Source organism: Streptomyces sp. Y2F8-2 (genome assembly GCF_014905555.1).
Taxonomy (GTDB): Bacteria; Actinomycetota; Actinomycetes; order Streptomycetales; family Streptomycetaceae; genus Streptomyces; species Streptomyces cynarae.
Genome location: NZ_BNGS01000009.1, coordinates 37,978 through 62,613 on the forward strand (window position 1 = coordinate 37,978; position 24,636 = coordinate 62,613).

Annotated in this window: 19 protein-coding genes and 1 pseudogene; 12 read left to right on the forward strand and 8 right to left on the reverse strand. The window is 71.3% G+C overall.

The window, feature by feature from the left end:
- Positions 1-220: 220 nt before the first annotated feature.
- The 8 genes from SY2F82_RS27725 (at position 221) to SY2F82_RS27760 (ending at position 12,952) form a co-directional block, all read left to right on the forward strand.
- Positions 221-2,293: a fibronectin type III domain-containing protein gene (locus SY2F82_RS27725; RefSeq protein ID WP_200421881.1), complete on the forward strand. Its 2,073-nt coding sequence runs from the start codon at positions 221-223 to the stop codon at positions 2,291-2,293.
- Between the two features lie 77 nt (positions 2,294-2,370).
- Positions 2,371-3,378 carry a carbohydrate ABC transporter permease gene (locus SY2F82_RS27730; protein ID WP_200421882.1) on the forward strand — a complete coding sequence of 336 codons (1,008 nt, stop codon included), beginning with the start codon at positions 2,371-2,373 and terminating at the stop codon, positions 3,376-3,378.
- An 11-nt stretch (positions 3,379-3,389) separates the two neighbouring features.
- On the forward strand, positions 3,390-4,325 hold the full coding sequence (locus tag SY2F82_RS27735) for a carbohydrate ABC transporter permease (protein ID WP_200421883.1): 936 nt from the start codon (positions 3,390-3,392) through the stop codon (positions 4,323-4,325).
- A gap of 32 nt (positions 4,326-4,357) precedes the next feature.
- Positions 4,358-6,775: a glycoside hydrolase N-terminal domain-containing protein gene (locus tag SY2F82_RS27740; protein WP_200421884.1), complete on the forward strand. Its 2,418-nt coding sequence runs from the start codon at positions 4,358-4,360 to the stop codon at positions 6,773-6,775.
- Positions 6,769-7,785, forward strand: a complete 1,017-nt coding sequence (locus tag SY2F82_RS27745) for an acetylxylan esterase (protein ID WP_200421885.1) — start codon at positions 6,769-6,771, stop codon at positions 7,783-7,785. The genes SY2F82_RS27740 and SY2F82_RS27745 overlap by 7 nt, the downstream gene beginning before the upstream one ends.
- Before the next feature lie 15 nt (positions 7,786-7,800).
- Positions 7,801-9,162, forward strand: coding sequence for a sugar ABC transporter substrate-binding protein (locus SY2F82_RS27750; protein ID WP_200421886.1), 1,362 nt, complete (start codon positions 7,801-7,803; stop codon positions 9,160-9,162).
- 88 nt (positions 9,163-9,250) lie between these two features.
- Positions 9,251-11,431 (forward strand): alpha-galactosidase, encoded by a 2,181-nt coding sequence (locus SY2F82_RS27755; protein WP_200421887.1) that lies wholly within the window; start codon positions 9,251-9,253, stop codon positions 11,429-11,431.
- Between the two features lie 144 nt (positions 11,432-11,575).
- Positions 11,576-12,952, forward strand: coding sequence for an amidase (locus tag SY2F82_RS27760; protein WP_200421888.1), 1,377 nt, complete (start codon positions 11,576-11,578; stop codon positions 12,950-12,952).
- A gap of 8 nt (positions 12,953-12,960) precedes the next feature.
- Here the strand turns inward: SY2F82_RS27760 and SY2F82_RS27765 are convergent, their stop codons facing one another.
- A complete protein-coding gene (locus SY2F82_RS27765; protein WP_200422145.1) occupies positions 12,961-13,380 on the reverse strand; it encodes a CBS domain-containing protein in 420 nt (139 codons plus the stop codon).
- 242 nt (positions 13,381-13,622) lie between these two features.
- Here SY2F82_RS27765 and SY2F82_RS27770 point away from each other — a divergent pair, with 242 nt between their 5' ends.
- From SY2F82_RS27770 to SY2F82_RS27785, 4 genes and pseudogenes are all read left to right on the forward strand, one after another.
- The gene (locus tag SY2F82_RS27770) at positions 13,623-13,796 is read left to right on the forward strand and encodes a hypothetical protein (protein WP_200421889.1); all 174 of its coding nucleotides are present in this window, start codon (positions 13,623-13,625) and stop codon (positions 13,794-13,796) included.
- A 178-nt stretch (positions 13,797-13,974) separates the two neighbouring features.
- Positions 13,975-16,263 (forward strand): catalase, encoded by a 2,289-nt coding sequence (locus SY2F82_RS27775; RefSeq protein WP_200421890.1) that lies wholly within the window; start codon positions 13,975-13,977, stop codon positions 16,261-16,263.
- A 118-nt stretch (positions 16,264-16,381) separates the two neighbouring features.
- Positions 16,382-17,570 (forward strand): annotated as a pseudogene (locus tag SY2F82_RS27780) (alcohol dehydrogenase catalytic domain-containing protein).
- 34 nt (positions 17,571-17,604) lie between these two features.
- A complete protein-coding gene (locus tag SY2F82_RS27785) occupies positions 17,605-17,973 on the forward strand; it encodes a TraR/DksA C4-type zinc finger protein (RefSeq protein ID WP_200421891.1) in 369 nt (122 codons plus the stop codon).
- Positions 17,974-18,085: 112 nt separating this feature from the next.
- On the opposite strand, the gene SY2F82_RS27790 is transcribed toward SY2F82_RS27785, so the two are convergent.
- The 7 genes from SY2F82_RS27790 to SY2F82_RS27820 all read right to left on the reverse strand — a co-directional run bounded on the left by SY2F82_RS27790 (position 18,086) and on the right by SY2F82_RS27820 (position 24,502).
- Positions 18,086-19,612: an FAD-dependent oxidoreductase gene (locus SY2F82_RS27790; protein WP_200421892.1), complete on the reverse strand. Its 1,527-nt coding sequence runs from the start codon at positions 19,610-19,612 to the stop codon at positions 18,086-18,088.
- A gap of 43 nt (positions 19,613-19,655) precedes the next feature.
- Complete coding sequence (locus SY2F82_RS27795; protein WP_200421893.1) at positions 19,656-20,540, reverse strand: SDR family oxidoreductase; 885 nt, start codon at positions 20,538-20,540, stop codon at positions 19,656-19,658.
- Between the two features lie 106 nt (positions 20,541-20,646).
- Positions 20,647-21,129, reverse strand: coding sequence for a GNAT family N-acetyltransferase (locus SY2F82_RS27800; RefSeq protein ID WP_200421894.1), 483 nt, complete (start codon positions 21,127-21,129; stop codon positions 20,647-20,649).
- Between the two features lie 53 nt (positions 21,130-21,182).
- On the reverse strand, positions 21,183-21,362 hold the full coding sequence (locus SY2F82_RS27805; RefSeq protein WP_200421895.1) for a hypothetical protein: 180 nt from the start codon (positions 21,360-21,362) through the stop codon (positions 21,183-21,185).
- A 427-nt stretch (positions 21,363-21,789) separates the two neighbouring features.
- Positions 21,790-22,521 carry a DNA polymerase beta superfamily protein gene (locus tag SY2F82_RS27810; protein ID WP_200421896.1) on the reverse strand — a complete coding sequence of 244 codons (732 nt, stop codon included), beginning with the start codon at positions 22,519-22,521 and terminating at the stop codon, positions 21,790-21,792.
- A gap of 172 nt (positions 22,522-22,693) precedes the next feature.
- Positions 22,694-22,927, reverse strand: coding sequence for a hypothetical protein (locus tag SY2F82_RS27815; RefSeq protein ID WP_200421897.1), 234 nt, complete (start codon positions 22,925-22,927; stop codon positions 22,694-22,696).
- Positions 22,928-23,026: 99 nt separating this feature from the next.
- Positions 23,027-24,502 (reverse strand): SDR family oxidoreductase, encoded by a 1,476-nt coding sequence (locus SY2F82_RS27820; RefSeq protein WP_200421898.1) that lies wholly within the window; start codon positions 24,500-24,502, stop codon positions 23,027-23,029.
- Positions 24,503-24,636 lie beyond the last annotated feature (134 nt).

Genomic DNA, 24,636 nt, shown 5'->3' on the forward strand with positions numbered 1-24,636 from the left:
TTGACGCTGGAAGGAAACCGTGGCTACATTCGCCGCACTCCTCGTCGGAGCGGCCGGGACGGATCCGCGCCGGGGAGGGGCGTGGCCACACATTCCCCGCTGGTCCTCAGTTGTTCTCCCCTCGGTGGCGCTCCGGGACGACCACCACCGAGGGAGCTCCCACCACCCTCGATCCTCAGGCGGAAGACCGCTTGCGCTCGCGCCGAGATGGAGTACATCCATGGCTCGTCCAGCTCGACCCGTACGCCTCAGAACACTCACCTGTGCCACCGCGCTCGCGGTGGCCCTCGCCGCGCCCACCGCGTGGGCCACCACCCCGTCAGGTTCTTCCGGCACCCAGGCCTCCGAAACGACGACCGCCTCGGCCGTGGCCGCCAAGCCGTACATGGGCTACAGCACTTGGAGCCTCGAATCCACCAACTTCCCCGGCTACGGCGGGGAGAAGTGGCTCACCGAGTCCCATGTGCTTCAGCAGGCCGACGTCCTGGCCTCGAAGCTGAAGTCCCACGGCTACGAGTACGTCAACGTGGACGCCGGCTGGAACGTCGACAACGGCAAGAACGTCGCGGACGACTACGCCCGCCCGACCGCCGACCTGAAGAAGTTCCCGCACGGCATGAAGTACGTCGGGGACTACCTGCACCGCAAGGGGCTGAAGTTCGGTCTCTACCTCGCGGTCGGCCTCTACATGGACTACTACAACGACGGCAGGACGCCGATCCACAACGCGCCCGGCTGCACCACCAAGGACATCGTCTACCCGGACCTGCGCAAGACCAGCGGCTGGGACAACGTCTCCTACCAGCTGAACTTCGCCAGCCCCTGCACCACCCAGTACATCCAGTCCGTCGCCGACGAACTGGCCGGCTGGGGCGTGGACTTCCTCAAGATCGACGGAGTCGGCCCCGGTTCCTTCCAGGGCGACGACGCGCACGACAACGTCCCCGACATCCAGGCGTGGCACACCGCGCTGCAGAACACCGGCCGCCCCATCCAGTTCGTCCTGTCCTGGTCACTCAGCCACAACCAGGCCGACGTGTGGAAGGCCAACTCCAACGGGTGGCGGGTCGACACGGACGTCGAGTGCTACTGCGACACGCTGGTGACCTGGAACAACTCGGTCAAGCAGCGCTGGAACGACGTCGTCCAGTGGATACCCGACGCCGGTCCGGGCCACTGGAACAACCTCGACTCCCTCGACGTGGGCGTCGGCGCCATGGACGGCATCAACGATGTCGAGCGGCAGAGCTACATGACGCTGTGGGCCATCGAGTCCGCGCCGCTGTACATCGGTGACGACCTCACCAAGCTCGACTCCTACGGTCTGAAGCTGCTCACCAACGACGAGGTCATCGCGGTCGACCAGGCGGGCCACCCGGCCAAGCCGGTCAGCCAGGACACGCCCCAGCAGGTCTGGTACGCCCGCAACCCGGACGGCAGTTACACCGTGGCGCTGTTCAACCTCGGCAGCGGCTATGCGGACGTGACCGCGAACTGGAGCGACCTGGGCATCAGCGGCAAGGCCGCGGTCCGCGACCTGTGGAGCCACAAGAACCTGGGTTCGGTCGGCGGTTCCTTCACCGCCGACCTGCCGCCGCACGGCTCACGTCTGCTGCGTCTGACCCCGAGCAGCACCGGCACCCACCCCGGCGTCCCGCTCGCCGTGCACGGCACCGCGTCCACCGCCACCAGCGTCTCGCTCGCCTGGGACGCGGTGAACTCCGGTACCGCCACGACGGGTTACGACGTCTACGCGAACGGGACGAAGGCCGCCACCGTCACCGGCACCTCCGCCACCGTGAGCGGTCTGAGCGCGGCCACCGGCTACTCCTTCACCGTGGTCGCCCACGACGCCAGGGGCCGCGTCTCCGCACCGAGCAAGGCCGTGGCCGTCACCACGCCGGCGGCCGGCGGACCGGTCTCGTACGAGGCCGAGGCACCGGGCAACACCCTCAGCGGCAACGCGAGCGTCGCGGACTGTTCCGCGTGCTCCGGAGGCAAGAAGGTCGGCAACCTCGGCTACAGCGGATCGGTCGCCATCACCGATGTGACCGCGCCCAAGGACGGCACGTACCTGATGAAGCTCGACTACACCGACGGCTCCTCCGGCCGCACGGTCGTCGTCACCGCCGGCGGGACGTCCTTCCAGCTGCCGCTGCCCGGTACCAACGACAACAACTGGGGCCACCCGCAGTCGATCACCGTGCCGGTTCAGCTCAAGGCGGGCACGAACACGATCAGCTTCGGCAACCCCTCGGACTACGTGTCCGACCTGGACCGGATCACCCTCTGATCGTGTCCTGATCACCGTCTGATCCCCGTCCTCCGTCCGTCGGCGATCCACCCGCCCGAACACGTAAGGAGAGTGCCGTGGTGGTCACGTCACAGGGCAACCCCACGACGCCGGTCCCACCGCCGTCCGCCGCGGTGGCCACCACGGCCACCCGACCGGGCAGGCCCCGCACGGTCCGCAAGCCGGGCCGCCACACCCCGACCAGGTCGGCGGCGGCCCGCCGCCGGGACCTGCCGGCCGCCCTGCTGCTGATCCTCCCCGCCGTGGCCGGCTTCGCGGTCTTCTTCGCCTATCCGACCCTGCGCGGCATCTACCTCAGCTTCACCGACTTCCACGTCCTCACCCCGCCGCACTGGGTGGGACTGGCCAACTTCCGGGAGATGTCCGGTGACGACGTCTTCTGGCACTCCCTGCTCGTCACCGTCTACTTCGTCGTCCTGTCCGTGTGCTTCGGCACCTTGATCTCCCTGGTGACGGCGGTGGTGCTGCACCGGGTGGCCCGGTCGTCCGTCCTGCGCGGCGTGATCCTGCTGCCCTTCCTGATCTCCAACGTCATCGCCGCCCTGGTCTGGCAGTGGATGCTCGACCCGCAACTCGGCGTCGTCAACATCGTGCTCAGGCACCTGACCGGCCACTCGATCCTCTTCTTCGGCAGCGGGGGATGGGCGATCCCCTCACTCGCCGCGATCAGCGTCTGGAAGTGGATGGGCTACTACGCCCTGCTGATCTTCGCCGGTCTGCAGACCATCCCGCCGACCATCTACGAGGCGGGCCGGGTCGACGGCGCGAGCGAGGTGCAGATGTTCCGCCGGCTGACGGTGCCCCTGCTGCGACCGATCCTCGTCATGGTGGTCGTCCTGACCGTGATCAACTCCTTCCAGGTGTTCGACATCGTCCAGGTCACCACCAGGGGCGGCCCGGCGAACGCCTCGAACGTGCTTCAGATGTACATCTTCGACAAGGCCTTCCGGCAGTTCGACTTCGGCTACGCCGCCACCCTGTCACTGGCCCTGTTCGCCCTGCTCATCACGGTCACCTTCACCCAGCTGCGGCTCGCCCGCGCGGGCGAGTCCGACCTGAACTGAAGGAGGCCGACGTGGCTGTCACCCTCGCACCCGGCCGGACGGCCGTCCCGCGCCGGCCCCGCCAGGACACCCGCAGGTTCTCACCCGGCAGGATCGCGGCCTGGATCTACCTCGGCATCATCGTCGTGGCCACCCTCTTCCCGTTCTACTGGATCCTGCGCACCGCCCTGTCGAACAACTACAAGCTGGCCACCAACCCCTCCTCGCCGTTGCCGGTCGGCTTCACCTGGGGCGCGTTCGAGCGGGCCCTCGGCATCGCCTCCACCGCCGAGGCGCAGGCCCAGGGCGGCTCCGGAGCCTCCCTCGACATCGCGCTGTACCTGCGCAACTCGCTGATCTACGCGTCCGTGCAGACGGCGCTGATCGTGCTGTTCTCCGCGTGCGCCGCCTACGCCTTCTCCCGACTGCACTGGCGCGGCCGCGACCTGGTGTTCAACGTCCTGATCAGCGCCCTGATGGTCCCCGGGGTGTTCACGCTGCTGCCCAACTTCGTCCTGGTGAAGGACCTCGGCCTCACCAACACCTTCGCCGGGCTGATCCTGCCCGGTGGCCTCTTCCAGGCGTTCACGCTGTTCTTCCTGCGGCAGTTCATGCTGGGGCTGAGCAGCGAGGTCGAGGAGGCCGCCATCATCGACGGCGCCGGACCGCTGCGGATCTTCCTGCGGATCATCCTGCCGATGTCGTCCGCACCGCTCGCCACCGTGTCGCTGCTGATGTTCGTCAACGCCTGGAACGACTACTTCTGGCCGCTGCTGATCACCAACGGGCAGAACGTGCAGCCGCTGACCCTCGCGCTGGGGGTCTTCAAGCAGTCCTCGCCGCAGGCCGCACCGGACTGGGCGGGACTGATGGCCGCCGCGCTCATCGCGGCGCTGCCGATGCTGCTGCTCTTCATCGCCTTCGGCAAGCGCGTCGTCAACTCCATCGGCTTCTCCGGCCTGAAATGACCGGCTCCCCACCTCGATTGGACGACACAGCCATGCACTCCACCGATCTGGTGCTGCGATGGCCCGCGCCCGCGGCCGAGTGGACCGAGGCCGCGCCCGTCGGCAACGGCCGGCTCGGCGCGATGGTCTTCGGCGGCGCCCACCGGGCCCGGATCCAGCTCAACGACTCCACCGTGTGGTCCGGAACCCCCGGCGGACCGGCCACCGCCCTCGCCGCGGTCCGAGCGGCCGGCGCCGGACCGCGGCGGCTCGAGGAGGTCCGCGCCGCGCTCCGCTCCGGCGACCAGGACCGGGCCGAGGCGCTGCTGATGACCTTCGAGGGGCCGTACAGCCAGGAGTACCTGCCCTACGCCGACCTGTGGCTGACCGTTTCCGGCGGCGAGCGGGCCGCCTACGGCGGCCGGACCCTCAACCTCGACACCGCGGTGGCCGAGGAACGCTTCGACCTCGACGGTACGGCGGTGCACCGCCGGGTCTGGGCCGACGCCGTGACGGGCACCCTGTGCGCGACGGTGGACGCGGCGGGCGGCACCGTGGACCTGCGCGTCGAACTGTCCACCCCGCTGCGGGAGGTGCACCGATCGGCCACCGTCAGCGGGCTCACCCTGGGCGTGGAGATACCGGTGGACGGGGCGCCCGCCCACGAACCCGATGTCGCCGAACCCCTGCGGTATGCCGACGGACCCGTCGACGGCTACGACCCCTTCGGCGCGCTCGCCCTCGCCCTGAGCACCGACGGCGCAGTGACCGTCGCGGACGGCAGCCTGCTCGTCGCGGGCGCCTCGCACGTCCTGGTCACCCTCGCCAGTTCCACCAACGCCGCCCGCCACTGGCGCGGACAGCCCTTGGCGGACCGCGCCACCCACCTTGAGGCCGCGCCCCGTACGGCCGCGCACGCCGCCTTCCAGGGCGCCGAGGACCTGCTCGAGGCCCACGAAGCCGATCTGCGCGGCCTCCTCGGCGGCACCGCCCTGCGCATCGGCGGCCGGCGCGGCGGCACCCACGACGTGGCGCGCGACATCCTCAGCGGGGACGACGAACGCCTCACCGCCACCGTGCTGTTCCAGCTCGGCCGCTACCTGCTGGCCACCGCCTCCCGCCCGCACGCCGGTCCCCCGGCCAACCTCCAGGGCATCTGGAACGCCGACCTGCGCCCCGCCTGGTCGTCCAACTACACCCTCAACATCAACACGCAGATGAACTACTGGGGTGCGGAAGCCGCCGGACTCGCCGCCTGCCACGAGCCGCTGTTCGACCTGCTCGACCGGATCGCCGCCCAGGGCAGCGAGGTGGCGCGGCAGCTGTACGGCGCACGAGGCTGGGTGGCGCACCACAACAGCGACCCCTGGGGCTGGGCGCTGCCGGTCGGCATGGGGCACGGCAACCCCTCGTGGGCGATCTGGACGATGGGCGGCGCCTGGCTGTCCCAGCACCTGTGGGACCACTACGAGTTCACCCGCGACCTGGACTTCCTGCGGGAGCGGGCCTGGCCGCTGCTCAGCGGCTGCGCCGAGTTCCTGCTCGACTGGCTGGTCGACGACGGCGCCGGACACCTCGACACCCTCCCCTCGACCTCTCCCGAGAACCTGTTCCTGGATGCCGACGGCACCCCCAGGTCACTGACCCGTTCCTCGGCGATGGACATGGCGTTGACCCGGGCCACCTTCGAACGCGTTCTGAAAGCGGCCGACATCCTCGACCTGGACACCCCGTCGGCCGACGAGATCCGCGCCGCGCTGCCCAGGCTGCGCCCGCCGCGGATCTCCGCCGACGGCCGGCTCCAGGAGTGGGCCGAGGACCTGCCCGAGGCCGACCCGCACCACCGTCACCTCTCCCATCTGTCCGCCGTGCACCCGCTCGGCCTCATCGATCCCGACACCACCCCCGGGCCGGCCGAGGCCGCGCTGAGGTCCCTGGACCGCCGCGGCCCGGGCGCCATGGGCTGGTCCTGGGCGTGGAAGATCGCCCTGCGGGCCCGGCTGCGCGACGCCGCCACCGCACGCGGCCTTCTGCTTCAGGCGAGCCGCCCGCTCGACTGCGACCCCGGCGCCGACGCCCCGGTCGACGGATCCCGGTGGGGCGGACTGCTGCCCAACCTCTTCTCCACCCATCCGCCCTTCCAGATCGACGGCAACTACGGCTTCATGGCCGCCCTCACCGAGATGGTGCTGCAGAGCCACACCGGCACCCTCCACCTGCTGCCCGCCCTGCCCGCCGAGTGGCCGGAGGGCGAGGCGAGGGACCTGCGCTGCCGCGGCGGCCTCGCCGTCGACTTCGCCTGGAGCGGCGGCGCGCTCACCTCGGTCACGGTGCGTCGCCTCGCCGGCGACGACACCGAGCCGGTCCGGATCCGCCACCGGGACCGTGGCCTCGTCGTGCGCGTCCCGGCCAGGACGCAGGTCGCCTTCGACGCGGATCTGCGCCCGCGAGGGGAGCCGGTGCCGTGCTGAGCGAGCAGGATCTGCCCGAGTTGTTCTCCTACCGCAGCGCGTACCGGGAGCCCGCCGACTTCGACGTCTTCTGGAAGGACACCCTCGCCGAGGCACGTGCCCGGCAGGAGGCGACGCTGGATCTGACCCCGGTGGCCACCGGTCTGGAGACCGTGGACGTCTTCGACGCCGTCTTCCCGGGCTTCGACGGGCATCCGGTCCGCGGCTGGCTGCGCATGCCCCGGCGGCGGTCCGGACCCCTGCCCGCCGTGGTGCAGTTCCACGGCTACGGCAGCGGGCGCGGCGCACCCATCGACGACCTGCTGTGGGCGTCGGCCGGATACGCCCATCTGCTGGTGGACGCGCGCGGTCAGGGCGGCGCCTGGGCGGGCGGCGGCGGCACGCCCGACCCGGTCGGCAGCGGCCCGGCGTATCCCGGTTTCCTCACCCGCGGCATCGAGGACCGGACCACCTACGTCTACCGGCGCATCTTCACCGATGCCGTCCGCGCCGTGGAGGCGCTGCGGGGCCGCGCCGATCTGGTGGACCCGGCCAAGGTCGCCGTCGTCGGCCCCAGCCAGGGCGGCGGAATCGCACTCGCGGTCGCCGGACTCGTACCCGGCCTCGCGGCCGCGCACGTCCAGGCGCCGTTCCTGTGCGACATCCGGCAGGCCACCCGGCTCACCGACGCGGATCCCTACGCCGAGATCGTCGGCTATCTGGCCGCCCGCCGGAACCTGGTGGAGCAGACCTTCGAGACGCTCGGCTACTTCGACGGGCTCGCCTTCGCCCGCCGGGCCACCGCCCCCGCCTGGTTCTCCGCCGGGCTGCGCGACGAGGTGTGCCCGCCGGTCACGGCGATCGCCGCGTACCACGCCTACGCCGGGCCCAAGCGCTTGCGGCTGTGGGAGTTCAACGGCCATGACGCCGGCGGTCCCGAGGACCTGGCCACCGCACTGAGCGCGTTCGGCGCGCTCCTGAAGACGTCGTCCCGTCCGCCAGGGGTGCCGTCCCCCGCCCCTGCGTCCTGAAGGAAAGAAGGAACGATGAGAAAAGTGCTGCGACTGCACAAGGCCGTCGCGCTCGGCGCCACGGTCACCCTCGCCGCAGTGGTCTCCGCCTGCTCCTCCGGCTCCTCCGCCGGCGGCGGTTCCCAAACCGTCAACTGGTGGACCTGGGACGACAAGCAGGCCGCCGCGTACCAGGTGTGCGCCACGGACTTCGAGAAGGCCCATCCCGGTGTCACAGTGAAGATCAGCCAGTACAACGTGGCGGACTACTTCACCAAGCTGACCGCCGGGTTCGTGGCCGGCAGCGCGCCCGACGCCTTCCAGAACAGCGTCCAGTTCTTCCAGGCGTACGCGTCCCAGCACCAGCTGATGCCGTTGGACGACTTCATCGCCAAGGACAAGTTCGACCTGTCCCGCTTCTCGGTCGGCGTGGAGGCCTGGAAGTTCACCGACGGCAAGCAGTACGCGTTGCCGCTGGACTGGGCGGCGACCGGCATCTACTACAGCGCGGACGCGCTGGCCAAGGCCGGGTACAGCAAGAAGGACGTCGACTCGCTGACCTGGAACCCCGACGACGGAGGCACGCTGGGCAAGATGATCGCCCACATGACGATCGACGCCAAGGGACGCCGCGGCGACCAGCCGGGCTTCGACAAGGCGCACGTCAAGACGTACGGCTACGGACAGGTCGCAGCCAAGGACTTCATCGGCCAGACCACCTGGAGCCCGCTGGTGGACACCACGGGCTGGCGCCTGGGCGACAAGCCCACCTGGCCGACGGTGTTCAACTACACCGACCCGCGGTTCGTGAAGACCATGGACTGGATCCGCACGCTGACGAACAAGGGCTACGCACCGAAGATCGGTGACTTCGCCAACAGCGTCAGCGACGTGGACCTGCTGGCGTCCGGCAAGGTCGCCATGGAGAGCGCCGGCTCCTGGGAGGCCGCGACCTTCGTGAAGATCCCGAACCTGAAGGTCGGCATCGCCCCCACTCCCTACGGCCCCGACGGCCGGACGAGGGCCGTGCTCAGCAACTCCAACGGCAACAACATCTGGGCCGGCACCAAGAACCCGGACCTGGCCTGGCAGTGGGTTTCCTACATGGGCTCCGAGTCGTGCCAGTCCAAGGCTTCGCAGACGGGTACATTCTTCCCGTCGATCCCGGCCGCCATGGACTCCTCGGCCAAGGCGCTGGCCGCCAAGGGTGTGGACCTGTCCGTCTTCACCGACATGCTGAAGAACAAGGTCCTCTACCCCTCCCCGGTCTACGGCAACGGCGCCGCCCTGCAGGACGCGCTGGAGCCGTTGTTCGAGGCGTACTTCGCCGGTCAGAAGGACGACTCCGTGTTCACGGACATGCGGGACAAGAGCAGGACGCTGCTCGCGAAGAGCTGAACCACCGAAGGCAACCGGTTGTCCGGGCGCCGGACGCGGCCCACGAGCAGGGTCCGTCCGGCGGGCCGGATCCATGAAAGGACTCTGCATGCCTGACACCACCGCGCGAATCGTGACCCTGCGCGCGGCCGGCACCTCACTCGTCGTCGAGCTCGCCGAGCCGGTGCCCAGAGTCCTGCACTGGGGAGCCGACCTGGGCGAGCTGACGGAGGACGGCCTGGCGGCGCTCGCCCTGACCGGTGAGCCCGCCGTGCTGAACAACTCCATCGACATCCCGCGCCGGTTCACCGTCTGGCCCACCGAGGCGGACGGCTGGTCCGGCACCCCGGCCCACCAGGGCCACCTGGCCGGCACCGCCGCCGCACCGCGGCTCAGCCTGGCCGGGACGTCGTACCACCCGCAGGCCGAGGGCGGGGAGCTTTCCCTGGACCTCACCGACGCCGGAGCCGGGCTCGACGTCACCGTCACCTACCGCCTGGAGCCCTCCGGCGTCCTGGGCGTGCAGACGCGGATCGGCCGCCGACCGGACGCCGCCCCGGAGCCGTACGACCTCGCGCAGGTCACCACCATGCTGCCGCTGCCGCGCCGGGCCGCGGAGATCCTGGACTTCACCGGCAAGTGGAGTCGGGAGCGCTCCCCGCAGCGCCGCCCGCTGGGATTCGGCACCTACTCCCGAGAGGTGCGGCGCGGCAAACCCGGCCTGGACTCGCCCTACCTGGTGACGGTCGGCGTGCCGGGGTTCGGTTTCCGCCACGGCGAGGTGTGGGGTGTGCACCTCTCCTGGAGCGGCGACCAGCGGTATCTCGTCGAGCAGCTGCCGGAGGGCGCGGGCACCCATGCCGCGGTGCTCGGCGGCGGAGAGCTGCTGCGGCCCGGGGAGATCCGGCTCGCCCCCGGTGAGTCGTACACCACGCCGGTGTGTCACTTCACCTGGTCCGACCAGGGCCTCGACGGGCTCGCGGACCGTTTCCACACCCTGCTGCGGGCCCGTCCCGCCCATCCGCGCACCCCCCGCCCGCTGATCCTCAACAGCTGGGAGGCGGTGTACTTCGACCACGATCTGGACCGGCTGCTGCGGCTCGCCGACAAGGCCGCCGAGGTCGGTGTCGAGCGTTTCGTGCTCGACGACGGCTGGTTCCGCGGGCGCCGCTCGGACCACGCCGGGCTGGGGGACTGGACGGTGGACCCGGTGGTGTGGCCCGAGGGCCTGACGCCGCTGGTGGACCATGTGCGCTCGCTCGGCATGGAGTTCGGGCTGTGGGTCGAGCCCGAGATGGTCAACCTGGATTCCGACCTGGCCAGGGAACACCCCGACTGGGTCCTCGGCCCGGCGCGCGGCGTCGGACCGTCCTCCCGGCACCAGCACGTCCTGGATCTGGCCAACCCGCAGGTGTGGGACTACCTGCTGGGCGCGCTGGACGCCCTGGTGGACAAGTACGGCATCGCCTACCTGAAGTGGGACCACAACCGGGAGCTCCACGAGGCCGTGCACGGCGGCGCCGACCGCCCGGTCGCGCACGCCCAGGTCCTCGCGCTGTACCGGCTGATCGACGCCCTCAAGGAGCGCCACCCCGGGCTGGAGATCGAGAGCTGCGCCAGCGGCGGCGGCCGGATCGACCTCGGCATCCTGGCCCGCACCGACCGGGTCTGGGCCTCGGACTGCAACGATCCGGTGGAGCGTCAAATGATCCAGCGGTGGACGGCCCAACTGCTGCCGCCCGAGCTGATCGGCGCCCACGTCGGCTCCGGCACCAGTCACACCACCGCCCGGGTCAGCTCGGATGCCTTCCGGCTGACCACGGCCCTGTTCGGGCATGCAGGCATCGAACAGGACATCACCCGGTGCGCCCCCGAGGAACTCGCGCGGCTCACCGCCTGGGCCGCGCTCTACCGGGAACTGCGCCCCCTGCTGCACGGCGGCCGCACGGTCCGCGCCGACCTGGCCGGCGACGCGACCCTGCTGCACGGGGTCGTGGCGCACGACGGTGCCGCCGCGCTCTACTGCTGGGCCCGGGTGGCCACCTCGCCCGAGGGGCAGTCCGGACGGGTGCAGCTGCCCGGCCTCGCCCCCGAGGCCACCTACCGGGTACGGGTCCGTACCGAACTGGGGCTGCCGTCCTTCCACCAGACCTCGGGCCCGGCGTGGCTGACCACCGCACTCGACGACTGGCTCGCGCTCCCCGGTCCGGTGCTCACGGTGGCCGGACTGCCCATGCCCAACCTCAACCCGGACCAGGCACTGCTGCTGGAGGTGCGGCGGAACGACTAGGGAAAGGGCGGGTCGTTGGAGGGTGACCCTGGTGACAGGTCTCCCCCGGGCTCTCGACGTGGCGCCGCCGGCACGGCAGAGTGCTGCTCGTACTCGCCAGTACGCCCATGCGCCAACCACGCCGAGCACCGACAGGGAGCGCCCGTGACCAGCTGGGTCGGCCGGACCGCCGCCGAGATCGCAGCCGCCGTACGGGAGAAGCGGGTCACCCCGCGGGAGGTGGCGGCGGAGCACCTCTCGCGGATCGAGGAGCTGGACGGCCGCGTCGGCGCCTTCCGCCGGGTCCGCACGGAGGCGGCGCTCGCCGAGGCCGACGAGGTCGCGGCACGCGCGGACCTGGCCGATCTGCCGCTGGCCGGCGTTCCCCTGGCGGTCAAGGACAATCTGGCGGTGCGCGGCGAGTCGGCGCGCAACGGCTCGGCCGCGACCCCCGACACGCCCGCCGAGCGGGACCATGTCACGGTGGCCCGGCTGCGCGCGGCGGGCGCGGTGGTGGTCGGTCTGACCAACGTGCCGGAGCTGTGCGTCTTCGGCACCACGGAAGGGGTGCACGGGACCGCCCGGAACCCGTGGGACCTGACGCGCACGGCGGGCGGCTCCTCCGGCGGCAGCGCGGCGGCGGTGGCCGCCGGGATGGTGCCGGTCGCGCTCGGCAACGACGGGATGGGGTCGCTGCGCATCCCGGCCGCGAACTGCGGCCTCGTCACCATCAAGCCCGGCCACGGCGTGATCCCCGCGGGCATCGGCAACGGCGACTGGTTCGGCATGTCCGAGAACGGGCCGCTGGCGACGACGGTCGAGGACGCACGGCTGATGTTCGACGTCCTGGCGGGGACAGGACAGGATCACGCGCCCAGGACCGCGCCACGCAGGGTCGCGCTCTCCCTGCGCAGCCCCCTGCTCGGCGTCACGGTGAGCCGCCCGTACGCGGACGCGGCCCGGGCGGCGGGGGCACTGCTGTCGAGGGCCGGTCACGACGTGCGGCCGGACGAGCCGCCGTACCCCTGGTGGCTGGGCACGACGTCGCTGGCGCACTGGACGGCGGGTACCTCGGTGGACGCGGAGGACCTCGATCCGCGGCGGCTGGCCCGGCGCACCCGGGTGCACGCGGCGGTGGGGCGGCGTTTCGTCGGGAGCGTGCGGTCCGGTGACCGGCGCGAGCAACTGCGTCGGCTCCTCGAACCGTTCTTCGCCGCGCACGACGTGCTGCTCACCCCGGCGCTCGCCCGTCGCGGCCCGGTCGCCGATGCCTGGCACGAGCGCGGCTGGCTGCGCAACGTGCTGACGAACACCGCCTACTCCCCCATAACCCCGCCCTGGAACCTCACGGGCTGGCCGGCGATGTCGGTCCCGTTCGGCACCCTCCCGAACGGCGCGCCCTGCGCGGTGCAACTGGTGGGACGGCCGGGCTCGGAGCGGGAACTGCTGGCGGTGGCGGGCCAGTTGGAGTCCCTGGGGCCCTGGCGGCGCACCGCCCCGCTGGGCCGGGGCGGTGCCACACGCTCCGAACCGGCCGGTTGACACCCGTCCTACCGGTTGGACTTCGCGACGCTGATGTCACCGAGCGCCGACTCCGGGTCCCGCTCGATGGCCAGGTCGCCGAGGGACACGATACCCACGGGCTCCCCGTTCTCGACGACCGGGACACGGCGCACGGAGTGCTCGCGCATCAGCCGTAGCGCGCGGTCCAGTTCGTCCTCGGGGCTCACGGTGACCAGGTCGCCGCTGCACGCGCGATCCACCGTGGTCTCCCGCGGGTCCGCTCCCTCCGCGACCGTGCGGACCACCAGGTCGCGGTCGCTGACCAGCCCGCGCAGCCGGTCGCCCTCCGTCACGAGGACCGCGCCGATGTTCTGGTCGCGCATCACCTGGGCCACGGTCGCCACCGGGGTCTGCGGTCCGACCGTCACGGGTGCGGCGGTCATGATGTCGCGTACGTGCTGGGCCATCATGTCTCCCTTCGCGCAACGCTGCGGTGCCGGTCACCGCGCTCGGCCGCCGGGTACCCGGCGAACCCGACGCCTCACCCGGCCGTTTCGGGCGATGCGCACGGGGCGTTCCGCAGAAAGGCTGCGCACCTCACGGCGGCCCGTTTCCGCGCGCCGTCCCTGGGGACTCGGTCAGCAAGCGCCGTGAGGCCCCGGTGAGATGAGGTCCGGCGCTCGAGGATGCAGAAGGAAGATGAACTGCCGTGACCGCACAGCCAAGTGAGAAGCCCGCCGTCCGCTCGCCCGAGACCGGTTGGGCGCAGGCCCGCCGCCTGCGCGACAACCGCCTGCGCACCTGTGTGCCGGCTGTCGACGACGGGAAGAGGCCCTGGCCGCGCCGCGACCCCGAGGGAAACATCGTCCGGGGCGAGGACTGAGGCCGGAGAACAGCCGGGCCATTTGGCTGCCGCGTACACGCTTCACCGACGAGGGCGTGGGTACCCAGGCGGGGCAAGCGAACGCGAGCGCGCGGCGCTTCCCCATGGGCACGGGAGGGCGTCCCCCTCCGCGGCCCGTTTCGCCGCGTGGACGAGACGCCCGGAAGGCGGCAACCACATGAGCGAGAACCCGGTCAAAGGCATCAAGGACAAGGTGGTCGACGCGCTGAGTGGCGACGGGCAGGCGGAGGGCGGCATCCCCGGCAGGCCCGGCGCCGAGCCGCCCGAGGTGGCGGAGCCCACCGAGCCAAGGCCGCCGCTGCCGCCCAAGCCCGACCAGGAGGCCCCGGCCGCGATCAGCCCGACCGGCCGCCCCACGGAAGCGGACCCGACGGCGCGGGCCCAGGGCGGCCCCTACCTCACCACCGCGCAGGGCAACCGCCTGTACGACACGGACCACTCCCTGAAGGCCGGTGAGCGCGGGCCCGTCCTGCTCCAGGATCACCATCTGCGCGAGAAGATCACCCACTTCGACCACGAGCGCATCCCCGAGCGCGTCGTCCACGCCCGCGGCGCCGCGGCCCACGGCGTGTTCCAGAGCTACGGCACCGCCGCGAACGTCACCAAGGCGGCCTTCCTCCAGCGGGACGCCGAGACACCGGTGTTCGTACGGTTCTCCACGGTGCTCGGCTCCCGGGGGTCGGCCGACACGGTGCGCGACACCCGGGGCTTCGCGACCAAGTTCTACACCGGTGAAGGTGTCTTCGACCTGGTCGGCAACAACATCCCGGTGTTCTTCATCCAGGACGCGATCAAGTTCCCGGACGTCGTCCACGCCGCGAAGCCGCACCCCGACCGGGAGATCCCGCAGGCACAGAGCGCGCACGACACGTTCTGGGACTTCGTCACCCTGCACACCGAGGCCACGTTCCACACGATGTGGAACATGTCCGACCGGGGCATTCCGCGCTCGTTCCGCATGATGGAGGGCTTCGGCGTCCACACCTTCCGGCTGGTCGACGCCGAGGGCGCCACCACACTGGTGAAGTTCCACTGGAAGCCGAAGCTCGGCGTGCACTCCCTGGTGTGGGAGGAGGCCCAGCTCATCGGCGGCACGGACCCTGACTTCCACCGGCGCGACCTGGCCGACGCGATCGAGGCGGGCGCGTATCCGCAGTGGGAGCTGGGCATCCAGACCTTCCCGGACACTCCCGAACAGACCTTCGAGGGTATCGATCTGCTGGACCCGACGAACATCGTCCCCGAGGAACTGGCACCGGTGCAGCCGGTCGGTCTGCTCACGCTGAACGCCAACCCGTCGAACTTCTTCGCCGAGACCGAGCAGGTCGCCTTCCACCCCGGTCATCTCGTGCCCGGCATCGACATCACCGACGACCCGCTGCTGGCCGGCCGCCTCTTCTCCTACCTGGACACCCAGATCACCCGCCTGGGCGGACCCAACTTCGCGCAGATCCCGGTGAACCGCCCGCACGCCCCGGTGAACGACATGCTGCGCGACGGCATGCACCAGACCGCCGTGCACACCGGGGTGGCCCCCTACCGGCCCAACTCCCTCGACGGCGGCTGCCCGTTCGTTGCCGGCACGGACGGCTCTGCGGGCACGGGCGACCACGCGTACGTCGAGGCCCCGGTGCGGATCCCCGAGGCGACGAAGTCCCGCACGGCGCCGGCGTCCTTCGCGGACCACTTCACCCAGCCGAGGATGTTCTGGCTGAGCCTGAGCCCGGTGGAACGGGAGCACCTGGTGGCCGCCTACACCTTCGAACTCGGCAAATGCTACGAACAGGCCGTCAAGGAACGAGGGCTGCGGGTACTCGCCAACATCGACCCCGAGCTGTGCGCACAGGTCGCCGCCGGCCTCGGCCTGCCCGCGCCCGAGGCCACCGTGCCGATCGTCGCGGTCGACCCCAGCCCCGCCCTGTCGCAGGTGGGCGAGACCTGGCCGCTGGACGGGCGCGTCATCGGCGTCGTCACCGACGGCAGCACCGACCTGGACGGTCTGCGCACGGTGCGGGACGCGGTGTTCACCGCGGGCATGGTGCCGCTGGTCATCGCTCCCACCGGCGGCAAGCTCGACCCGGACGGCGAGCCCATCTCCGTCCAGCGCAGCTTCGCCACCGCCCGGTCCGTCGAGTACGACGCCGTGCTGGTGGTCGGCGCTCCGGCGCCCGCCCCCGACGCGTACGGCGCACGCGACGCGAAGGCCGGGGAGCCCGGAGCCGACGGCAGCGTCGATCCCCGGGTGCTGCTGATGCTGGCGGAGGCCTTCCGGCACGGCAAGGCGATCGGTGGCTGGGCCGGCGCCGAGGCCGCGCTCCAGGCGGCCGGTGTGCCCACGGACGCTCCCGGAGTGGTGACCGCCCAGACCGGTTCCGGCGCGCTCCAGCAGATCTCCGGGCTGCTGACGAAGCACCGCGTGTGGGAGCGGTTCGCCTCCCGGGTGTGACCGTCGCCGGCCCCCACGTCGGTGTGTCGAACCGGGCGCCCCGGGGACTCGGACCGGGAGCCCGGTACTCGGAAGACCGGTGCGATCCCGCCATGCGGTGAGACCGGAGGAGCAGAACATGCGAGCACTGACCTGGCAGGGCCGACGCGACGTCCGCGTGGAGACCGTCCCCGACCCCCGGATCGAGAAGCCCGACGACATCATCGTCAGGGTCACGTCCAGCGGCATCTGCGGTTCCGACCTCCACCTGTACGAGCTCTTCGGTCCGTACATCGACCAGGGTGACGTCCTGGGCCACGAACCCATGGGCATCGTCGAGGAGGTCGGGCCGCAGGTTCGCACGCTCAAGCCGGGCGACCGGGTGGTCATCCCGTTCAACGTCTCATGCCGTGACTGTTTCATGTGCAACCAGGGCCTGCACTCGCAGTGCGAGACGACCCAGGTCCGCGAGCGCGGCACCGGCGCCTCCCTGTTCGGGTACACCAAGCTGTACGGACAGGTGCCGGGCGGGCAGGCGGAGCTGATGCGGGTGCCGTTCGGCGACAGGCTGCCCATCAAGGTGCCCGAGGGGCCGCCCGGACGACCGCTATGTGTACCTGTCCGACGTGCTGCCGACCGCCTGGCAGGCGGTGGAGTACGCGGCGGTGCCGGAGGGCGGCAGCGTGGCCGTCCTCGGCCTCGGGCCCATCGGCGACATGTGCACCAGGATCGCCCGGCACCGGGGCGCCGGTCTGGTCATCGGCGTGGACCTGGTGGACGAGCGGCTGGAGCGCGCCGCGGCGCACGGAGTCACCTGCTTCGACCTCCGCCGGCACAGCGGAAAGGACCTGACCGAGGCCGTGCGGGAGCTGACCGACGGGCGGGGGCCGGACTCCGTGATCGACGCCGTCGGCATGGAGGCGCACGGCGCGCCGTTCGCCAAGGCCGCGCAGTGGCTCACCGGTCATCTGCCCGACGCGGTGGCGCAACCACTGATGGAACACGCGGGAGTGGACCGGCTGGGGGCCCTGCACACGGCCATCGACCTGGTACGCCGCGGCGGCACCCTGTCGATCTCCGGGGTGTACGGCGGGGCCGCGAGCCCCGTGCCCCTGCTGACCATGTTCGACAAGCAGGTCCAGGTGCGCATGGGCCAGGCGAACGTCTGGAACTGGGTGGAGGACATCCTGCCCCTGCTCACGGACGAGGACCCCCTCGGCGTGGACGGCTTCAAGACGCACGCCATGCCGCTGGAGGACGCCCCCAAGGCGTACGCGATGTTCCAGGCCAAGGAAGACGGCATGATCAAGACCCTGCTCAAGCCGTGACCGCCCCGAGGACGGAACCCGAGGTGACGTACCCATGCCGACGACGGAACTGTCGACCGACGACCTGCGTGACATCGCCGAGCGGCTGACCGCCGAGGCGGACGCGCTGCGCGTGGAGCTCGCGGCGGCCGAGGCGCAGATGTCCGCCCTGTCCGCGGACTGCGACCTGGACGCGGGCGACGCGAGCGCGAAGACGGCCGCCCTCGAAAGCCTGCGCACGGACACCGAGCGCGCCCGGACGTTGCTGGACCGGATCCTCACCACCCTGTCCCGGGTGGGGGCGCCCGACTTCGGCCGGTGCACGGCCTGCGGCGGCGAGATCGGCCGCGACCGACTGCTGGCGGTGCCCCACACGGACCGCTGCATCGCCTGCGCACGGACGGGGACGGACGCCGGCATGTGAAGCCTGCGTCCGTCCCCGTCCGTGCGTCCCTGTCCCGCCCGTCCCCGTCCCGTGCGTCCCCGTCCGACGCCCGAACCGCGGCCGGCGTGCGCCCGGTACCCCAGGGGCGTCGTCAGACGTCCCGCTGCTCCAGCGGCCGTACGGCCGGGCCCTGCAGGACGCGTCCGTCGGTGTCGAAGCGGGAACCGTGGCAGGGGCACTCCCACGCCTGCTCGGCGCGGTTGAAGGCGACGAGGCAGCCCAGGTGGGTGCAGCGCGCCGACACGGCGTGCAGCTGCCCCGAGTCGTCCCGGGACACGGCGCACACATGGCCGCCGACGCGCAGTACCGCGCCGTCTCCCGGGGCGACGTCGTCGACCGAGCCGCCGCCGATGAACGGCGCCACACGATCACCCACGAAGTGCTGGGCGACCTTCGCCTGGTATTTGAGGAAGGCGGGCGCCTCCCTCAGGACCGTGCCGACCCGGCGCGGGTCGTACAACTGCGCCCACGGCGGCTCGCGCCCGTCGATCAGCGCGGACAGCAGGAGCCCCGCCATGACACCGCCGCTGAGCCCCCAGCCGCCGAAGCCCGTGGCGACGTAGGTGTGGCGGCTCGCCGGGTGCAGGAGCCCGACCAGCGGCACGGTGTCCGAGGAGTCGTTGTCCTGGGTGGCCCAGCGGTGCCTGAACTCCAGGGGCCCGAAGTGCTCGGTGGCCCAGTCGGCCAGTCGGGTGAGGTGTTCCCCTGTGTCGGAGGTGCCCGGGGTGAAGTGCTCGCCGGTGACGATCAGCAGACGCGTGCCGTCCTGGTAGGGGGTGGTGCGGATCGACCGCGTGTTCTCCTCGGGGGTGATGTACATGCCCCGCGGCGCGCGTCCGGCGTCGATCGGTGCCGTCAGCACGACCTCGCGGCGCGGCGAGAGCCGGGCGAAGAGCATCGCGCGGTCGAAGATCGGGTAATGGGTGGCCACCACGACGTCCCGTGCGGTGACCGTGTGCCCGGCCTCGGTGGTCAGACGGCAGGGCTCGCCTTCGTGGAGTCCGACCACGCGGGTGTGCTCGTACAGCTGCCCGCCGCCGCGCGCCAGCTCCTCGGCGAGCGCGAGGAGGTACTTGCGCGGGTGGAACTGCACCTGGTCGGCCACCCTGACCGCGCCCGCCACGGGAAACGGCAGATCCATGTCGGTGACGAACTCGGCGGGCAGCCCCGCCTCCCGCGCGGCCTCCGCCTCGGCGCGCAGCTCGGACACACGGTCGTGGTCCGTCGCGTAGGTGAACGCCGGTGCGGTCTCCCAGTCGCAGTCGATGCCGAGTTCGTCCACCAGCTCGGCGGCGCGGCCGATCGCCTCCAGTTGGGAACGGCCGTACAGGCGTGCGCCGTCCGCGCCCCGGGTGCGGCGCAGTCGCTGGTAGACGAGGGAGTGCAGCGCGGAGAGCTTGGCGGTCGTGTACCCGGTGACGCCCTCGGCGAGGCGTCCGGCCTCCAGCACGGCGACGCTGCGGCCGCCGCGCGCCACCTCCCAGGCGGTGCTCAGGCCCGCGACCCCGCCCCCGACGACGGCCACGTCGACGGTGATGTCCTCGGTGAGGGCCGGCCGGGGAACCCCGGGTGCCGTTTCGATCCAGTACGACGTCTGCGTGCCGGTGTGGTCACTCATGGCGCACCGAGTTCCCCGGGGCGGGCCGTCGAAGCGCGGCCGGTCAGGGCAGTGGCGTGCCGCCCGTGGCGTTGACGATCTCGGCGGTGATGTAGCTCGCGTGCTGGGAGGCGAGGAAGACGTACGCGGGAGCGATCTCGGCCGGCTGGGCGGGCCTGCCCAGGGGTGCCTGCTTGCCGAAATTGGTGGTGTCCGGGAGCGTGGCCGGGATCAACGGGGTCCACACGGGCCCCGGGGCCACCGCGTTCACCCGGATGCCGTCGGAGGCGACCATCTGCGCCAGCCCCTGCGTGAAGGTGACGATGGCGCCCTTGGTCGTGGCGTAGTCGAGCAGGTGCGGACTGGGCTTGTACGCCTGGACGGACGTCGTGTTGATGATCGATCCGCCGGGCGGGATGTGCGGCAGAGCCTTCTTGCAGAGCCAGAACATCCCGTACAGGTTCGTCCGCATCACCCGGTCGAACTGCTCCGTGGTGATGGCCTGGATGCCGTCGGACTGGGCCATCTGGTACGCCGCGTTGTTGACCAGGACATCGATGCGTCCGAACTCGGAGAGCGCCCGTTCGATCAGCCGGTCGCACTGCTCCTCGTCACGGATGTCGCAGGACACCGGGACCGCCTTGCGGCCCGCCTCTTCCACGAGACGCGCCGTCTCACGGGCCTCGCCGCTCTCCTGCTCCAGGTGGGTGAACAGGATGTCCGCGCCCTCCCGCGCGTAGGCGAGCGCGACGGCGCGTCCGATCCCGGAGTCGCCGCCGGTGATGACGGCCTTCCGGTCCGTGAGGAGGCCGCTGCCGCGGTACGACTCCTCCCCGTGGTCCGGCGGCGGGTCCATGGGGCCGGTCCAGCCCGGATGCGGCTGGTCCTGCTGGGGGAACTCCGGCTGGGGATGCTGCTGTCCGGGGTGCTGAGGTGCGTTGTCGTTCACGGTGCGCCGAGTCCCCCCGCCGGACGGGATCGACACATGCACGGACGCATCGAAACAGACGCATCGAACACATCATTCGCGCACATATATTCGACTGAGAGAGTCCCTACAGCGCCCGGTACATGACGTGCAGGCCCACCCTCCCGAACCGGGGATGGTCGTACGCGTCCGGAACGGTGCCCACGATCGCGAACCCGAGTGACGTCCACAGCGCCACCGCGGGGTTGGTCTCGACGACCGCGTTGAAGACCATGCCCCGGTAGCCCTGGGCCTTGGCCGCGGCCAGGATGTACTCGGCGAGAGCGCGGCCGATGCCCTGTCCCGCGTGGTCGGGGTCCACCATGAAACCGGCGTTGGCGATACCGGCCGCGGGGCCACCGTAGTTGGGCGTCACGTAGGCCGAGCCGACGACCGCTCCGGTGTCGTCCTCGGCGACGTACACGCGTTTGGCCGGCGCCATCCACAGGGCGCGGGCCGCCCCCTCAGAAGTGTCCGGGTCCCAGGTGTAGGTCTCCCCGGCGGCGACGATCCGGTGCCAGAACGGCCAGATGCGCGGCCAGTCGCCGGCCGCGGCTGCTCTGATCAGCATGGGCGTGAGTCTGGCACGCCCATGCCGTCAGCGATCACGACGGGGCCGACGGGTCAGTCCACACTCGGCAGGATGTGCGGCTCGGCGAGGTCGTCCTCGTAGCCGGCCAGCCGGATGGGGGCGGAACGGGCCCACACGTCCAGGCTGCCGAGCTTCTTCTCGGTACGACGGCCCCCGCGCTCCGTGCGTTCCTTGGGGCGCTGTTCGTGATGCGTCGTCTTCTCCGGTGTCACCGCGCACTCCTTATGTGTCGGGTAACCCTCAGGACGTTCCGGTCCAGTGTGCCGCTGTGCCCTCGACGTCCGGTCGGGTATGAGTCAGAAAGGTCGGACGCGGTGGCGCCGGCAACTCGTGCGGGAGCAGGCCGTGGTGACCGGCCTGTTCCAGGACGGACCGTGGGTGTGGGTAGGACCCCAATGGCTGTCCGTACACCTCAGGTTAACCAAATGAGCGGGCTCCCGCTCGATGGGGCTGAAACAAGCGTGTAACTGTCTTGAGTCGTACGGCTTCCAACGGTCGCGCTTTCCGCCGTTTTGGCGGCGTTCAACATGGTTCGCGGCCACCCGTTCGGTCCCCTCCTCGAACTGCTCACCGGTACGGCAGGTGTACGGACCGGCGCTCACGGTGCTCGGTTCAGGTCCCGTTGGCCGATACGCGAGCTCACCCTGATCCGCTGATGACCGGCAACGGACAAGCGGCCTGCGCACCGGGCGCGTAGAAGTGGGCGCGGACACGGCGCAGCCATGCCTCGACGGCCGTCTCGTCGGGCCGTTCCGGCAGCGCGGCGCGCGCCTCGCCGAAGGCGTTCTCGTAGTAGCGGAGCAGGGGCAGCGCGGCCGTCGGGTCGGCGGCGACGCGCTCCCCGAACTCGTGGTACTCCTGCGGGTTCTCCACGCGGAGGGTCAGGCGCCCGGTGGTGTACAGCTCCAGGCCCTGGTGGCAGAGCCGCTTGAGGTGGCGGGCGTGTTTGGCGGTGCGTCTGCGCGTGTCGGCGGAGAGGGAGCCGTCCGCTCGGGCCTCCAGGCGGCGGAACTGCTGGGTTGCGTAGCCGAGATAGGCGTCACGGACCCGCTTGGCGCACAGGAAGGACGCCCGGATGCCGATCAGCTCCTCGCCGAGCGCGGTGCGCACCTCGTACAACTCGTCCGGGAGCCAGACCAGTTCCGTCGCGGTCGGATTGCCGCCGAGCGCGAGCCGGCACCACTTCGCGGCCTCGTGCAGGGTGCGGTCCGGGGCGGTGGAGACGTGGGACTCCTTGGGCGGGTGCAGTCCGTGCAGCCGCTCCGTGGCCGCCGCGAACAGGCCGAGCCGGTCCACGTCGGATCCCTCGTGGGCGAGCCCGTACGCGGTCGAGCCGACGATGCCGGACAGCAGGACGTTCGGAACGGTCACGGTCGCCCGCCTCCCTTGGTTCTCACGCTGCGCCGGGACGGCCGCGGTCAGTGGGGACTCGAGGTCATGGCGGGGCGTTAACCGCAGGGGCGGCACCACGGCGAAGGGTTTTCGCACGTACGCCCCGGGGCCTCCGCCTCCGGGGCGCACGCCGTACGGGACAGGCGGTCGCTCAGGGGAACAGCGCGATCCCGAACAGGATCAGCAGGATGATGCCGACGATCATCATGACGGTGGCCCAGGTGCTGCGGTGCTTCACCGGCTCGGTGGGGCCGCCGCCGCGCGGCCGGTCCTCCGGCAGGACGCAGTCCGCCGGACGATCGGACATGTAGAACTGTTCGTCGCTCGGGTAGACGTTGCGGGGATCACCGGCGGCGCGGGGATCGATCTCATGTGGAGTGGACATGGGACCTCCTTGCGCGGTGCTCGTCGAGGACGAGTTCCCGGCCGGCGCCGGATGACGCGTCAAGGGCGCCGCGTCACCGCCTTCGGGCCGCTTCCGGGCTCACCACTTCCCCGGCGCGTAGTCCTTCAGGAAGACGCCGTACAGGTCCTCGCCCTGTTCGCCGCGCACAATCGGATCGTATACCCGGGCCGCGCCGTCGACGAGGTCGAGCGGCGCGTGGAAGCCCTCGTCCGCCAGGCGCACCTTGTCCGGGTGCGGGCGCTCATCGGTGATCCACCCGGTGTCGACGGCGGTCATCAGGATGCGGTCCTTCTCGAACATCTCCTGGGCGCTGGTGCGGGTGAGCATGTTCAGGGCGGCCTTGGCCATGTTGGTGTGCGGGTGGCCGGCGCCCTTGTAGCCGCGGCTGAAGACGCCCTCCATGGCGGAGACGTTCACGATGTAGGTGCGGCGGGCCTGCGACGCCGCCATCGCCGGGCGCAGGCGGCTGATCAGGATGAAGGGCGCCGTCGAGTTGCACAGCTGGACCTCGAGCAGCTCGATGGGCGTGACCTCCTCGACCGTCTGCACCCAGCTGTTGGTGTCGTGCAGGTCGGGGACGAGGCCGCCCGCGTCGATGGCCGTACCGGCGGCGATGCGTTCCAGGGACGCCGAGCCGGAGACCAGCGCGAGGTCGGTGACGTCCTGCGCGGTCAGCGCGCCGCCGCCGGCCACGGGCAGCGCGGCCACGGCCCCGGAGCCGAACGTGCCGATGACCTCGGCGGCCGGCAGCTCGCCCGCCGGGAGCGGGGCGGACTCGGCTGCCACGAGTTCGCTGTAGGCCTGCGGGGAGCGGCGCACGGTCTGCGCCGCGTTGTTGATCAGGATGTCCAGCGGTCCCTCGGCGGCGACCGAGTCGGCGAGCGCCACCACCTGGGCCGGGTCGCGCAGGTCGATGCCGACGATCTTCAGCCGGTGGATCCACTCGTCGCTGTCGGGCTGGGCCTTGAAGCGGCGGATCGCGTCGTTCGGGAAGCGCGTGGTGATCGTGGTGTGGGCGCCGTCGCGCAGCAGGCGCAGCGCGATGTACATGCCGATCTTGGCGCGGCCACCGGTGAGCAGGGCGCGCTTGCCGGTGAGGTCGGCCCGGGCGTCGCGGCGGGCCCGGTTCTCGGCGGCGCACTTCTGGCAGAGCTGGTGGTAGAAGTAGTCGACCTCGACGTAGCGGGTCTTGCACACGTAGCAGGAGCGGGGGCGCTGGAGTATCCCCGCGATCCGGCCGGCCTCGGTGGCCGAGGACGGCAGGATGCCCTCGGTCTCGTCGTCGATGCGCTGCGCGGAGCCGGTGGCGGTGGCCTCGGTGACCGCCTTGTCGTGGGCGGTCTTGGCGGCACGGCGCTCCTGGCGGCGGCGCTGCTTGACCGTGCGGTAGATGTGCGAGGTGGCGCGGCGCACCTTGATCGCGTCGGGGTGGTCGACGTCGAGCTTGTCCAGCTCCTCGAGCACACTGAGGCAGACGGCGAGACGCTCCGGGTCGATGCCGGGCCCGTACGCCACCTCGTCCATGGCCGCCGGGCCGTCCTGTGTCACCGTCATCGCGCTGCCGTTCCTCGCTCTCCCGCGCAGCGCTCCGACCGCGCTCGCTTTCGAACGGGGAATTTTACGGAGCGGCGGGGCGGGTCACCAAACCCGCGATGATCACTTCAGCACTTCTGGGGTCCCCCGGCTCG

Excerpts from the sequence above, each read along its gene's own strand:
- SY2F82_RS27740 (WP_200421884.1), top strand. The coding sequence starts at position 4,358 with ATGCACTCCACCGATCTGGTGCTGCGATGGCCCGCGCCCGCGGCCGAG.
- SY2F82_RS27750 (WP_200421886.1), top strand. The coding sequence starts at position 7,801 with ATGAGAAAAGTGCTGCGACTGCACAAGGCCGTCGCGCTCGGCGCCACG.
- SY2F82_RS27785 (WP_200421891.1), top strand. The coding sequence starts at position 17,605 with ATGCCGACGACGGAACTGTCGACCGACGACCTGCGTGACATCGCCGAG.
- SY2F82_RS27815 (WP_200421897.1), bottom strand. The coding sequence starts at position 22,927 with ATGTCCACTCCACATGAGATCGATCCCCGCGCCGCCGGTGATCCCCGC.
- SY2F82_RS27775 (WP_200421890.1), top strand. The coding sequence starts at position 13,975 with ATGAGCGAGAACCCGGTCAAAGGCATCAAGGACAAGGTGGTCGACGCG.
- SY2F82_RS27820 (WP_200421898.1), bottom strand. The coding sequence starts at position 24,502 with ATGACGGTGACACAGGACGGCCCGGCGGCCATGGACGAGGTGGCGTAC.
- SY2F82_RS27800 (WP_200421894.1), bottom strand. The coding sequence starts at position 21,129 with ATGCTGATCAGAGCAGCCGCGGCCGGCGACTGGCCGCGCATCTGGCCG.
- SY2F82_RS27755 (WP_200421887.1), top strand. The coding sequence starts at position 9,251 with ATGCCTGACACCACCGCGCGAATCGTGACCCTGCGCGCGGCCGGCACC.
- SY2F82_RS27790 (WP_200421892.1), bottom strand. The coding sequence starts at position 19,612 with ATGAGTGACCACACCGGCACGCAGACGTCGTACTGGATCGAAACGGCA.
- SY2F82_RS27765 (WP_200422145.1), bottom strand. The coding sequence starts at position 13,380 with ATGGCCCAGCACGTACGCGACATCATGACCGCCGCACCCGTGACGGTC.
- SY2F82_RS27725 (WP_200421881.1), top strand. The coding sequence starts at position 221 with ATGGCTCGTCCAGCTCGACCCGTACGCCTCAGAACACTCACCTGTGCC.